General features: G+C 35.8%; 11 protein-coding genes. 3 read left to right on the forward strand and 8 right to left on the reverse strand.

Translation table 11 applies throughout. From position 1 onward, the window contains the following. Positions 1-33 precede the first annotated feature (33 nt). Positions 34-1,239 (reverse strand): N-acetylmuramoyl-L-alanine amidase, encoded by a 1,206-nt coding sequence (locus tag UABHE_RS18190; RefSeq protein WP_372364660.1) that lies wholly within the window; start codon positions 1,237-1,239, stop codon positions 34-36. Positions 1,240-1,377: 138 nt separating this feature from the next. Between UABHE_RS18190 and UABHE_RS18195 the strand changes: the two genes are divergently transcribed. Beyond that, the gene (locus UABHE_RS18195; protein ID WP_372364661.1) at positions 1,378-2,151 is read left to right on the forward strand and encodes a hypothetical protein; all 774 of its coding nucleotides are present in this window, start codon (positions 1,378-1,380) and stop codon (positions 2,149-2,151) included. Positions 2,152-2,190: 39 nt separating this feature from the next. After that, positions 2,191-3,414, forward strand: coding sequence for a DoxX family protein (locus tag UABHE_RS18200; RefSeq protein WP_372364662.1), 1,224 nt, complete (start codon positions 2,191-2,193; stop codon positions 3,412-3,414). A 316-nt stretch (positions 3,415-3,730) separates the two neighbouring features. Here UABHE_RS18200 and UABHE_RS18205 read toward each other — a convergent pair whose 3' ends face one another. From UABHE_RS18205 to UABHE_RS18220, 4 genes are all read right to left on the reverse strand, one after another. Beyond that, a complete protein-coding gene (locus UABHE_RS18205) occupies positions 3,731-7,192 on the reverse strand; it encodes a DUF4062 domain-containing protein (RefSeq protein ID WP_372364663.1) in 3,462 nt (1,153 codons plus the stop codon). An 11-nt stretch (positions 7,193-7,203) separates the two neighbouring features. Then, positions 7,204-7,536 carry a hypothetical protein gene (locus UABHE_RS18210; RefSeq protein WP_372364664.1) on the reverse strand — a complete coding sequence of 111 codons (333 nt, stop codon included), beginning with the start codon at positions 7,534-7,536 and terminating at the stop codon, positions 7,204-7,206. A gap of 11 nt (positions 7,537-7,547) precedes the next feature. Then, the gene (locus tag UABHE_RS18215) at positions 7,548-8,261 is read right to left on the reverse strand and encodes an acyl-[acyl-carrier-protein] thioesterase (protein ID WP_372364665.1); all 714 of its coding nucleotides are present in this window, start codon (positions 8,259-8,261) and stop codon (positions 7,548-7,550) included. A 120-nt stretch (positions 8,262-8,381) separates the two neighbouring features. Beyond that, positions 8,382-9,014 (reverse strand): hypothetical protein, encoded by a 633-nt coding sequence (locus tag UABHE_RS18220; RefSeq protein ID WP_372364666.1) that lies wholly within the window; start codon positions 9,012-9,014, stop codon positions 8,382-8,384. A 277-nt stretch (positions 9,015-9,291) separates the two neighbouring features. Between UABHE_RS18220 and UABHE_RS18225 the strand changes: the two genes are divergently transcribed. Further along, positions 9,292-10,818 (forward strand): Na+/H+ antiporter NhaC family protein, encoded by a 1,527-nt coding sequence (locus UABHE_RS18225; protein ID WP_372364668.1) that lies wholly within the window; start codon positions 9,292-9,294, stop codon positions 10,816-10,818. A 20-nt stretch (positions 10,819-10,838) separates the two neighbouring features. Here the strand turns inward: UABHE_RS18225 and UABHE_RS18230 are convergent, their stop codons facing one another. From UABHE_RS18230 to UABHE_RS18240, 3 genes are read right to left on the reverse strand one after another with little or no spacing between them, the layout of a single operon-like run. Beyond that, positions 10,839-11,723: a leucine-rich repeat domain-containing protein gene (locus UABHE_RS18230; RefSeq protein WP_372364669.1), complete on the reverse strand. Its 885-nt coding sequence runs from the start codon at positions 11,721-11,723 to the stop codon at positions 10,839-10,841. After that, positions 11,720-12,166 carry an NADAR family protein gene (locus UABHE_RS18235; RefSeq protein WP_372364670.1) on the reverse strand — a complete coding sequence of 149 codons (447 nt, stop codon included), beginning with the start codon at positions 12,164-12,166 and terminating at the stop codon, positions 11,720-11,722. The genes UABHE_RS18230 and UABHE_RS18235 overlap by 4 nt, the downstream gene beginning before the upstream one ends. A gap of 11 nt (positions 12,167-12,177) precedes the next feature. After that, positions 12,178-13,218 (reverse strand): FHA domain-containing protein, encoded by a 1,041-nt coding sequence (locus tag UABHE_RS18240; RefSeq protein WP_372364671.1) that lies wholly within the window; start codon positions 13,216-13,218, stop codon positions 12,178-12,180. Positions 13,219-13,267 lie beyond the last annotated feature (49 nt).

Consider the following 13,267-nt stretch of genomic DNA (forward strand, 5'->3'; position numbering starts at 1 on the left):
TTCGCGGTTCAATGGTTCTTGGGTTAGTATAGTTTATTGACAATAATCAACGATCGCTTCGAAGTAAGCCTCAGCAACTTTGCGTACGCGACTGGATACTTTTACTCCGGCAATTTCATCGTCTTTTGTTGCTAGTAAAATAGATTCTTTAATATTATCTTGGTAAAGAGACTCTCCGTAGCACATAGTTCCTTGTACTAAACGTGTTAGAGTCAAATTGCGTGCATATACTCCTGGAGCAGTTGTCGACATACAGTATTTGTGTAAATAGTCTGCGTGTTGTTCGTTTTCTAAAGGAGGAACGTTGAGTTTTTGTGTAAACTTTTTTACTACTTTACTTGATAAACGCAAAGAATTTTGTAAATCATTAGTTATAAGTAGGCGTAAAAAATGATAGCGTCCTATTTTTGTTTTCAATTCTCCGGCAAGAAAGCTTCCAGGAATGAACGCCATATTATAGTTATCACTACTTCCAATATTTTGACCACTTTCGTTGTTGCCTGCTCCAACATTATAATGAATTACAATTGTCATATCTGGAGCAAAAGCATTGATTTTATCTGCACGAGCTTTAAGATCTAGAGGATTGTAAAATTTGCGAAATAATGACCATAAATGACTTCGTGTGAGCCACTGACTGCGCTGTGATGCTCTATCATCTGTATTTTCGATTTTTTCAACATACTCTTCAATAGTACTGCGAAAATCTTCACGTTGCCACGTAAAAAAATCCTTATGGTAAACGCTTTCACCCACGCGTTTTTTTGTCAGCATTACCTCCGCACCTTTTGCTTCTAATAGTTCTTGGAGGTGCAAAGCAGTGAGTACTGCTAGTTCGCCTTCGTGAAAACGAATATCGCGACCATTTACCACTTTCGGGTCCATATAAATATAACGACTTTCCAAGAAACAACAAGTTTCTCCACCAATATGCCCTGGATCAATGGCAATACGCATAGCACTTAATTTTTTTTGTTTAGGAGAAGGTATAATTTCTGAAGTTAATTGCAATTCATATTCGCTGTTATCTTGCTGTTTGTCTTGTAGAGAAGCATATATTTTGAGGCTAGTTTTTGAAAGAGTGTAGTGGTCTAGCAAGCTAATGCTTTTTTGAGTATATTCAAGATTACTTTTGATTTTTTCATAGGTGATTTTATTTTGGTAAGTGTTGAAATCTTTAAATTGTTGCGCATGTAAAACACAAGAAAAAATACTAATATAAAGTATTGTTTTAAACATAGAATCAAACTCCATAAATTTGCTGAACAGATTTAACTGAATTATTTAAAATTCCTTTAGTGTGTAAATCGTTGTAAAATATATATGTAAATTAAGTTAGCTGTATTGTATTTTACAAAGTTAGCAAAGGTAAATAAAATGAGGTATATAGTTTTTACTATTATAGTCATGTGTGCTATTAGTGCTCAACAAATAAATACTTCTTTCAAAGACGATATAAAACTATCATTAAAAAGTAGTAAAATTACTTTTTTGAACAAGCAAGTGTTTTTAACTGTAGAAGTTGAAAATTTAACTTCTACAACAATTAAAAATATTGATGTTCAAATATTTATTCCAGATGCATTTGAGTCTGTATTGCAAGCCACGAAAATCTCTAAAAAACAAAAATTCAATTGGAAAATAACACAACTAAAGTCTCATAAAACAAAAACATTCAAGGTTCTATTGCGTGCTCTTAGGGATGGGAATCATTTAGTGAAAGTGCTGATTTTGCAAAATAGGAAAATTCTATGCGAAAAGAAAATTGGTATTAGTGTACTAGGTCATCACTCTAGAGAACCAAGACTTTACGATACTAATGATCCTATAGCGATAGGAGAAAAAACAACTTATGTCTTCACTGCGAAAAATTTAGGTTCGTCAGAGTGCACTAAAGTTTGGGTTATAAATCATATTCCGCAGCAAATGGAATTCGTTTTGGCAACAGGGCCAACAGAGTATTGGTACGATCCAAAGAAAAAAGTTGTTATTTTTGCACCCCTAACAATCATATTGCCAGGTCAAAAGGAAGTTTACAAAATAACTTGCAAAGCTATAGAGGCGGGAAATACAAAAAATATAGTAAAAGTTTATTATGATCAATTTTCACGAGCTATTATTAATGAGGAATCTACTGATATTTATAAATAGTAAGCAGAAATTTGAAAAATAAATAATTAGGATAAAATTATGGATACAATAGATCATTGGTCACAGGTGAAAAAAATAACTTTTCGATTTTTAGCAGCTTTACTTACGTTGATAGTATTTCCACTTCCATATTGGAATAGTATCGCTGTGTGGTTTGGTAAAAATGCCCTACAAATTAGTTATAAAATTAACATCCAACCTACAGGAAGTGGAGACACAACACTCGGATATATTCAATTATTATTAACATTTATTTTCGCTGTTACTATTTCGATAATATGGAGTGTGTTAGATAGAAAGCGCGCAAATTACAATACTCTTTCTCGGTGGTTTATAGCTATTTGCCGTTACTATCTGGCAATGATTATGCTTAGCTACGGATTTTCTAAAGTTTTCAGGATGCAGTTTTCTTCTCTCAGTTTAAGTCGTTTGATACAACCTTTTGGAGATGCATCTCCAATGGGGCTTGTGTGGACGTTTATGGGTTATTCTAAATCTTATACGATTTTTGCTGGTCTAGGCGAAGTGATCGGTGGTTTGTTATTGTTTTTTCGTCGCACAACAACGTTGGGTGCTTGTGTTGTTATTGGTGTTATGAGCAATGTGGTGATGCTTAATTTTAGTTACGATATACCAGTCAAAATTTATTCAACGCAATTACTTGTTATGGCAACTGTTCTTGTCACTTTAGATTTACGTAGGTTTTTAAATTATTTTGTTTTCAATAAGCCTGTTGTGCCGCGCGAATTTGTTGTGTATTTTCAAAATATATATGTGGAAAGAGCGAGAATGATTTGCAAATATGTAATTATTGCTTATCTGATTTTTATGCACATGCCAAATTCGCAAACGCTGCAAAAAAGAGGAGATAATAGAATTAAACCACTACTTTATGGTATTTATGACGTGATTACTTTCACCAAAAATGATGTAGAGCATCCACCTCTTACGACTGACACGACGAGATGGCAGAATGTAGTTGTTGATTATCCCGGTTATATATCTGTGCGATTTATGAATGGTAAGATTGCTTATTATAAATTTATGGTGGACGAAAAAAATAAGAAACTAAGCATCGCAAAAATGAGAACAAAACAAGAATTTTCTTGGGAGTATGATAAAATTTCAGAGCAGGAAGTTGCGTGGAAGGGAGAACTAGAGGGGTATAGTTTTTCTATTAAGTTAAAAAAACGCGATCTCAAAAGTTTTAATTTATTAAATCGTGATTTTAATTGGATTAACGAATATCCTTTTAATCGCTGATTTTATCGAGTACTAGGGCGTGTCATCATTCAAAATATTGTGTGTTTTTGCGAGCCCGAGCCCGTTTCCGAAACTTTCACTAACAATTTATCAAAGAAGCAAAGTTTCTTTTTCCATCGCAAAAAACTAGTATTGAACCAATAAATCACTTTCTGTCGCTCTCAAAAAGTTTTCGGGCGCGGGCTCGCAAACGGGCTCGGGCTCAATACTATTGGCGTATCATTAAATGAATCCGTTATATTTTTATCTGTATTGAATGATGACACGCCCTAGTACTTTGTTGTTTGTTATAGACTAGTACTCCATAAAGGGAACTTTATTCTTTCATGATTTCGAAAAGATACAAATAATCCTGTGAATGTCCACTTAGATACCCTGAATTTAAACACCCAGCATTTTTTAGTGGCGCGGGGAAATAGCTCATCTTACCTTCATCGCACATAAGTAGTGTACTTTGCTGTTCTTCCTGAACGGCATACAAGGAACTCACCACAGTACAAGATTTCCATTTTTGAAATAGGTGTTTGTTGTGCTGAAATTCTATTTCTTCTGCGCGTTTTTGGCTTTTCCAGTTCCAAACAGTAATATCTGTGGATAATGAAGCCAGTTCTTCTTCGTTTACCCACACAGCATCGAATGTTTGTGAATTTGTACGTAGAACACAATAAATTTTAGTGCGCACTACATCCCAAATTTGGATAGTACTATTTTGTAATACCGCGGCGACATGCGTTCCTTTTGGATTCCAAGCGATTTTTCTTATTTTCTGTCCTTGTTCTTCAAAAGGAATAGTGAATTGCGTTGGTTGTGGATTCCAGGTATGAATTAAATTATCATCACCACCAGAAATTAGGTCATGAGTTGCAGTCCACGACACGCTATTTATTTTTCCGCCAACGCCTTCTAGACAAAAACTCTTGCCTCGCTTTATATTCCAAACGCGAATAGTTTTGTCTTCCGAAGCAGACGCGAGAATCTGTTTTTCTGGATGCCAACAAACATCTGTGACTACACTTTGGTGGTCGCGAAAAGTGTTTGTACATTTTTCTTTTTGAAAGTTCCACAGGCGTACTTCGCTGTCGAATCCTCCTGACGCAAGTATTTTGCCATCGCTATTCCATGAAACAGACAACACTCGTTCGCGGTGTCCACGTAAAACAGCAATACACTGTTTTTCTTGCCACTTCCAAACATGAATATTCTTATCTTTTGAACCAGAGGCAATTAAATCGCCTTGTGGATTCCATTTTACGCAAAAAACGCCACCTTTGTGTCCTTGAAGAGTCTCAATAACGCAAGCTTTTTCAACATCCCATACGCGCACTATTCCGTCGCGCGAGCCAGAAACAATATAAGCGCCATCACTGCTCCAATCAACAGAGCTAACACTGTTGGCATGGTCCCAACGATGGACTTCATCGCCCATTTGTGCATTCCAAATTTTAACACAACCATCTTCAGCGGCGGAAACGAGGAAATCGCCTTGTGGACTCCAGCAAACGCTATTAACTTGATGATGATGTTGTAAAGTAAATAGGCATATTTCTGTTTTTAAATCCCATATCTTGACAGTGTGATCTTCAGCCACAGATGCAGCTTTGTGTTTATGTACATTTACTTGTAACACCGATCTTGTGTGGCCACGCAATGTACTCATTACTGCTGAATCCATACGTTGTGGCAATGGACGTAGGCTACGCAACCATAGTTTACGAGGCTCGATTTCCTTACGCCATTTTTCTGCGAGTTGGTACATTTTTTGTTCTACGGGAAATTCTAGTTTGTAGTGTTTTTCTAACTCTGGGCAATCATGCCAATAGCAACGATTCCATAAGCAGTGGAAAATATTTTCTGGTTCTTGTTGCAATAAATGAAAATCTATTTCAAGAGCCTTTTGAATAAGACGAATGGTATTTCTATTTACGGTAATTTCAGGTGTCAATTTTACTTCGCAGTTAGGTGGAATACTAACGACTTGTCCATCTAAAGCAAAACGAAAGTCTTCGCGTAGTCCTTGTATCAAATTACGCTGTGCTTTTCCTTCGAGAAACTTTAGAGAAGTGAGAATTTCAAGAAGCGTATTGTATTGTTCACTCCACTGCAACTGATAGGGAAGTTCGTCAAGTGAACGTATATAGTCAAGACCTTTGTTGTTAAAATACTCGGCTAGTTTTTCGTGCATTTGGCGCATTTTTTGTTTACCTATACGCGCCTTAATTGTACGTTCAAATTCTGGGTGGAAAAAGTTTAAAAATCCACTACGAGTGATGATGAAATTACTAAGAGATTTACTAATTGGAAGTAGTAGATCATCGCCTATTTTTAGTATGTCTTGCAATTCTTTTTCTAAAACGCCTGCTCTTCCAGCAGCGATAAAACCAAGATATTTTTCAAAAAATTCTTGTGCAGATATAGGAATATCATTGTTATCAAATTGCTGTTGGTATTTTTCTTCTAGACGATTTAGTATTTGATGAAATAGCGCATCGACAGTTATTGCTAACTGTGCAACAGAAGTTCCAGAGGCGCGAAGCTCATCAAGTCCTACTTTCAAATACAACGGATTTCCAGCGCAGTTTTTTTGCAATATTTCTCTATCTTGTTCGTTATACTCTAGTTTGTGGTCACGCATGTAGTTGTCGATAATTTGTGTAATCTCTTGTTGCTGCAAGACCATGAGTTGCTTTTGTTCAACAAAAGGATATTTGCGTAAAATTTGCCATGTATCTACAGGGCGTGTTGTGATGATAACACGAATATTTTTAGGTAGATTGCGTGGCAACCAAAAAAGTGACTGTCCATCTTCTTCAACCTCGTCAATACCATCAATTAGAACAACTAGTGGCTCTTTGTAGTTTTCGAGTGTTTCTTGGAGTTGACTACGTAGAGATTTTATATCGTTTTCAGGTTCCTCTTCAAGCAGTTTATTGCTATAAAGTTGGTCTACTAATGAAAAGAGTATTTCTTTTACCTCGCGCGCGCTACCATCAATACTTAGAAAATGAGCAATTAATGGTGATTTTTTTTGTTGATCACGCATGAACTTACCCATGAGGGCAGATTTACCTGTTCCAGCAACAGCTTGTACAATTAGGTAATTTTTGCGATTGTTATTTTGGGCAAAGTTTTCTAAATATTCAACGTCTTTTTCGCGCCCAACAAAACCACCTAATTTTTCATTAATAAACTCTTCTAAAGCTTCGAGGCGTCCTAGTTGTTCGGCAGTAACAATTACGTCTGGTGGGTACTGTTTATCGATAGTTGATGAGAACTCTTCTTCTATACATTGTAAAAGCTTTTCCAAGTTGTCACATTCGAATATCGTTTCTCCTTTGTTACGCAGAAAAGCTTTGAGTTTTTCCATTGCTTTGATATCTTCGTTGTTTTCATCTTCAATGTCTTGGAAAGAGGTAAAGCAAAAAAAGCGGTTTTCACGCGGAATAGTGCGCAAGGCTTCCTTTATTTCCATTTCGGTCATCGAAATGTTGATGGTATTTTTTTTGCCATCAATAGCATAAGGCGGACGCCATCCATAACGATTTCCCAGAATACCGATAAAATAGTCACATTGATGTACCATGCGAATGCACCAATCGACAATAGATTCTTGTGAGTGACGATCGCGCCATCTCAAATCGTAAGGGCGTATGGTCAAAGATCGTTTGAGAATTGTGCGCTCAATGGTTTCAAATATATTGGTTAAGCGGTCTCTGGTTATTTCTAAATCTTTGAATGTAGAAGATAGAAATACTTTTAAAATCTTCCAATGAGTCTTCATCAATTTTCTCCCTACTTAAGAAAAATGTCTGCTGCATTTATAGCTTGTTGCGTTGTATGAAAATAACGCATAAGTTTTTGGCCATAAATATTATCAAAAATAGAATAGTTATATTCATTTAATACAAAGCCAAGGTATTGTTTTTCTTGTTCAAACATATCGGCTATTTGGACAAGAACATGAAATATTGCGCTACCATCTAAATTATGTTTGTTGATAATGATAATGAGAGGGTTTTTAAGTAGTGTGTATACCTTTTCTTTACAAGTAAGTGAGATTTCGTAATCAAAAGGAATGTTTATTTGCATGATGGTTACTTGGCCGTGTTTTTCTATTGTATACATTTTTATACTCACTACTTAGGGATAGCATCTATTTGTGCGGTAAAGACTATTTTTTTATCTCGGAGGCGTAAACCTTGGTATATTGATTCAGTAGTATTTTGTTGGATTTCAATTTCATCTCCTAAGTGAGATTCTGCCAAAAAATTAACACTGTAAGACCGCATCTGATATTTAAAATGTTTTTCATAAGAAACGGCATCTAACACCCATTTTGCATATACTGTATTGTTTACATGATGATTAAAATCAATATCGCTATTTCGTACTGCAAAAGTTTTAAGTGGTTTGTTGTCCTCAAATCGTCTAATTTTTTGAGGAGAAAAGTCTAATTTTTTTGTGGTAGTGTATTTTTGTATTTCGTCTTTACCTACCGGCACAATTTTTTTTATATTTGCATCTAGTTTTGCAACACTTGTAGAACAACGACAGACAATTTCATCTTTTATGTATACGTAGTATTCGCGCAAAAGAAAGCCACGTTCGTTTAAAGAAAGCCACGTTTTTATGGTGATTGTGTCACCCAATTTTGGCCAGCGCGTTGTTTCTAGGGTTTGTCTAGTAAGAACCCAGTATATACCAGAAGGCTGCTTGTATGTAGTGCTAGCACCATGCCTGAAAGAAATGTCCTGAAGAATATTAAGTAGTTGGTATAATCCAACGTTTTTTTGTGCGTTTACAAAAAATAGCGATATTTCGTATTGATGCTCAAATATCTTATTTTCCATGGTAATCTCCGCTATCTTGTTTTTGTAATTGTACTTATCTTTCAAAAACTACATTACAAACCGTATCGTTATTAATATCCAAAAATTGCGTGAGCGAATTATGCATTTTTGTTGTGTAGATTAGGGTGCGCTGTTGTTTATTTTTGTATATGCCTCATCAATCAGAGGTTTTAATTCTTCGGACGGATAACCAGTATTTGTTGCATATTTCCAATCAGCAATGGCTAAAGAAAAACGTTTTTGTTCATAGAATGCCAAGCCACGTTTTACCATAGATTTATGGTGATGGCCTATTGCTATCGCTGCCGAAAAATCAGAGATTGCAGATGTAAGTTGTTTACGTTGATAAAAAACCAAACCTCTTTCGTAGTGAGCTTCAATATGATTCGGGTCTATTTGTATAACTTTGTCGTATTTTCCTTCTGCAAAGTATTTTTCGACCATGGCTTTGGCTTTTGAGTGGTCAATAAGGCGCTGAGATGCTAAAAACGGGTATTGTATGGGTAGAGCGATAGCACTAATTGGTAAAGTAATGATTCCTAGGATCAAAGAAGAAACCAGACCTTCTTTACGCGCTTCTTCTTGTGAGACTTCTGGAAAAAAAGTGATATTTGCTTCGCGTTCGTAGGTGAGCACATAGTTATTGCGAACACGAGTAAGATCTTGGTTTTTCTCGTTCCAATAAAAGTATGGAAAAGTACAACTACTAAGTAAACAAAGTAGACACAAACCAAACAAAGTCATTTTTCTCATAAAATTCTCCTGTATCTTTGAAATACTAATAATATGCGGCAAGCGACTGACACTCTTGTATTGCAATAATCTATATTCTTCGCCCAAGTAAGTCAAAAGAGTAAATATTCATTTCGTAAAAGATTTTTATGATTATAATAAGATTATCTGAAAATTGGTAAACTAATGTTGACAATTACGGTAAAAATCTTAAATCAAGGACATTCTGCTACGAACTATGGGTGGCTATCTGTTGTTGAAAATTACAGTAAAAATCTTAAATCAAGGACATTCTACTATGGATTATGGGTGGCTATCTCTTATCCCTCCGATATTGGCAATTGCAATTGCTTTTGCTACGCGTAAAATCATTTTATCTTTATCTATTGGTGTGCTTAGTGGGACACTAATTGTACAAAATGGTAGTGTTTTTTCTGCTTTGGAGGATGCATTACTCATTTTTTGGAAAAACTCAGAACTAGAAAACTTCTCTTCTTGGGAGAAATTTCAGGGTAGTTGGCATTTATTTATTTTACTATTTTGTTTTGTACTAGGTGCTATTATGCATCTTGTAGACCAAGCTGGAGGAGCAAAAGCATATGGTGAATGGGCTTTAAAACGAATTACTACGCGTGCTCAAGCGAGTTTAAGTACGATGTTTTTGGGAATGATTATTTTTTTTGATGATTATTTTAATTGTTTGACAGTTGGTGCTGTTATGCGTTCGGTGACAGATAAATTTAAAATTTCGCGTGCCAAATTAGCTTATATAATTGACTCTACGACAGCTCCGGTTTGCATTCTTGCTCCCATTTCTAGTTGGGTCATTTATGTTGTTAGTCAGTTTGATCAAGCAGGATTAGGGGAAAATGCGTTTTCGATTTTTTTGTACACCATTCCATTTAATTTTTATGCTTGGCTTTCATTACTAATGGTATTTTTAGTTTGTGCTTTTGATATTAATATTGGAGCAATGAAAGATCACGAAGAGCGGGTGGCAGAAGTAGCACAAGATGGCAGTATACAGAAATCACATTCGATATATGATTTGTTGCTACCTCTTTCTGTCCTGATTACAAGCATTATATGCGGTATGCTTTATACCGGAAGTTCAAAGCTTTTTGGTGGGACAAACGGTATTATCAAATCTTTACAAAGTATGCATGCAGGGAAGGCAATGTTTTGGGGAGGATTTATTGCTTTAGGATTTAGTATTTTTTACTTCTTAGGACGGCGCGTTTTCTCTTGGCGCGAAATAGTCGCGATTATTATAGAAAGCATGCGTTCGATGTTTCCTATTTTGTTTACCCTCGTTTTATCATGGTCTATAGGAACAATTATTTCTCAGAAACTATATACAGGAAAATACTTAGCTCAATTTTTAAATAGTGACGGATTAAAGTACATGTTACCAGTTCTTATCTTTGTACTTGGTTGTGTTACCGCTTTTGCAACAGGTTCTTCGTGGGGGACGTTTGCGATCATGATTCCGATTGTTATTCCTATTACTAGAGAGATTGATAGTGCTTTTCTCATTCCGACTCTTTCTGCTTCGTTAGCTGGCGCTATTTATGGTGATCACTGCTCTCCTATCTCCGATACGACGATTCTCAGTAGTATTGGCGCTGGTTGTCCACATATGGATCATGTTGTTACGCAAGCACCATATAGTACACTTGTTGCTATAATTTGCTGTGTGAGTTTTTTGATAAGTGGTTGTACTATTTCTTGGGGAGTCGCTATTTCAGCAACTATTAGCATGACAGCAGGTATTGTTTTAATTCTTGGGGGGGTTTTGTGGTATAAAATGTCACTTCGTAACTAAGAAGAAATCAACTTTTAAGATTACAAATCAATTTTACTGCAATTAGGTAGCCAAATTGCGATGTTTTTCTTGGCTACAGAACTCAACGAATTTGCTGATAAGTTGAGATATCGTAGTTTTGAGAGTTGTGATATTTGTGAGGGAATACTGCTCAATCGATTGTGAGACAAATCTAGAGTTTCTAGATTTTTTAAATTTATCAATGCTAAGGGAAAGTTCTCAAAGGCATTGTACGAAAGGTTGAGTTTTGACAAACAGTCAAGCATGCTTAACGAATTACAATGCTTTTCACAAATAGAATTGTGCGATAAATTAATTTTGGTCATAGATTTTGGCAAGTTAGGTATTTTAGAAAGAGCATAATCTGTTAACCCTAAAGTTGTTAGGGCGTGTAGGTGGCTTAGTTTTAATTCATCTCCGTTTTTTAGGGAAGGATACATGCTTAGTATACGATTATCGATTTCGTTCTCAACGTGAAAAAAAACCACGTAGTGTAAAGATACTAAACTAGGTATATGAATATTGTTTATTACATCATCTATAAAAGGTGAAGCATTTTGCCAGCGAATTTTTTTGATGCGTATGTTTTGCGAAAATGTTACTTTTCCACATAAGAGAGGTGGAGATGTTGGCTTTAATTCTAAGTCAAGATCGTCGATATAGCCAGCTTCAAGTTCAATTTCATTAAACTCTTTGAGAACTAATGTATTTATATTGCAATTTTTAAATTTAGTTTTTTTTAGATTTCTAAATCTTACTTTTGCGGTGCGAAAACTACAATTTTCAAAAATAACATTTTCTATATCGACAATAGGGTGTTCCAAATAGAATGTGCACCCTTGGTAGTGAGTATTTTTAACGACATTTTGCAAAGAACGCCGCTGTGCTATTTTTTTTCTGTTCATCGTTCTTCTTTCGCAAGTATATCGCGTACTTGCATAAGTATTCTTCCAAGCATATTTTTACCTTTGCCATCGCCACCATCTCCCCAGTAGTCATCATTTACAGTATGTTCTACGATTTTGGCTTGGTGAGTACTCAAAAGCAGCTCTTTGAGCTCTTGGTACTGCGAAAATTTAGCAAGAACTGCTTTACGCATAATCTCTACCTTGCAAGACTCCCAGTCGCGGCGGCGTTTATTTTTGCGGTCGCGTCCAATGCGCGCAGCTTGCATCGCTGTTTTAGCGTTTCGTATTTTTTTCTGATTCTGAGGCGAAACCATTTTCATTGCTTGAAAATAATGCTCTGTTGTTGGCCAGGTAACACCATTCATTTTAATTGGATACTTCGCAAAATTAGAAAATTCACCGTACTCATCGACAACGCTGTAAAACTTAATTATCTCCATATTGACTTTTCCTAAAGAGTCTTAGACGTATCTGGTGGAGTTAGAGAAAATTTTAATATACAAGATTCACACGGATTTGTTCCGCCGAGATAAATTTTTTGTTGGTCTTCTATTAAAGTTTTGGTGGTGAGCATTTGCCCATTTATATATGTACCATTCTTACTTCCAATGTCTTCAACGAAGATTCCAGCAAGAGTTCGAGTAATTTCTAAATGTTTTCCGCTTACCTTTTCGAATGATGCAGGAATAATAAAATCACTATTTGTAGCGCTGCGCCCGATTACTTCGCGATCAAATTTTAATCCATGATTTCCTGCTTGCCCTTCGCGCATAATACTCAAATATGCGTATGGCTGTCCATCGGGCATAAGTTGGTCAATTTCTGACCACTCTACAGTTTTAAATAGTTTGGTTGCAATGTATTCAATCTCTTCATTCGAAAGGGAGTAAGGTTGATAACCACCACTATAATTTTTTTTGTACTCAAAACGCAAAGAAGCTACCCACTCAGGAATTTCTGTGGCGGATAGTATATGAAATTGTTCCCAATTTTCCAAAAGATCTTGTTTTTGCGCATACCATTCGCGAAATTTATGAAACTTAGCTTTCTTGTGTGTAAAACACACTGCAGTATTAAATCGAAAACTCTTCCAAGGAAGTTCGCGCTCTAAGTTTTCTCCACTAATAAGAACATCGCGAATTTTTTGCGCATATGCTTGAACTTGTTTGTGCGGTGTTCCGTATTTATTGTTGTTACCACCTTTTACAATGACCTTTCCGGCACACCAGTGATTATTTTTTTCACCTTGACGAACAACTCCATAATTTCCTTTAAATTCGATAATGCCAATACCACGGCGGGTAATGACCATCAAGTCAGCCGAGGCTTCCTCTTCATCAAGATTAGCAATTATCGCATACAAACTTTGTTCGTGATGAAAAGCAAAAAAGATGTTTTTGATTATTGGAATGAGCGACATGACTTCATGAGCATAGTCTGGAGCGCGCTGATCAAGTTGTATACCGCCACTAACATATTTTTTTACGACCATTATATTCTCACCTATTGCTTAAAAAATTTGGTTATAACTATTGACGATG

The sequence above is a fragment of the Candidatus Uabimicrobium helgolandensis genome (assembly GCF_041508025.1).
Classification (GTDB): Bacteria; Planctomycetota; Uabimicrobiia; order Uabimicrobiales; family Uabimicrobiaceae; genus Uabimicrobium; species Uabimicrobium helgolandensis.

Coding starts and splice junctions, on each gene's coding strand:
- UABHE_RS18215 (WP_372364665.1), bottom strand. CDS start 8,261: ATGGAAAATAAGATATTTGAGCATCAATACGAAATATCGCTATTTTTT.
- UABHE_RS18230 (WP_372364669.1), bottom strand. CDS start 11,723: ATGAACAGAAAAAAAATAGCACAGCGGCGTTCTTTGCAAAATGTCGTT.
- UABHE_RS18240 (WP_372364671.1), bottom strand. CDS start 13,218: ATGGTCGTAAAAAAATATGTTAGTGGCGGTATACAACTTGATCAGCGC.
- UABHE_RS18200 (WP_372364662.1), top strand. CDS start 2,191: ATGGATACAATAGATCATTGGTCACAGGTGAAAAAAATAACTTTTCGA.
- UABHE_RS18220 (WP_372364666.1), bottom strand. CDS start 9,014: ATGAGAAAAATGACTTTGTTTGGTTTGTGTCTACTTTGTTTACTTAGT.
- UABHE_RS18205 (WP_372364663.1), bottom strand. CDS start 7,192: ATGAAGACTCATTGGAAGATTTTAAAAGTATTTCTATCTTCTACATTC.
- UABHE_RS18235 (WP_372364670.1), bottom strand. CDS start 12,166: ATGGAGATAATTAAGTTTTACAGCGTTGTCGATGAGTACGGTGAATTT.
- UABHE_RS18210 (WP_372364664.1), bottom strand. CDS start 7,536: ATGTATACAATAGAAAAACACGGCCAAGTAACCATCATGCAAATAAAC.
- UABHE_RS18195 (WP_372364661.1), top strand. CDS start 1,378: ATGAGGTATATAGTTTTTACTATTATAGTCATGTGTGCTATTAGTGCT.
- UABHE_RS18225 (WP_372364668.1), top strand. CDS start 9,292: ATGGATTATGGGTGGCTATCTCTTATCCCTCCGATATTGGCAATTGCA.
- UABHE_RS18190 (WP_372364660.1), bottom strand. CDS start 1,239: ATGTTTAAAACAATACTTTATATTAGTATTTTTTCTTGTGTTTTACAT.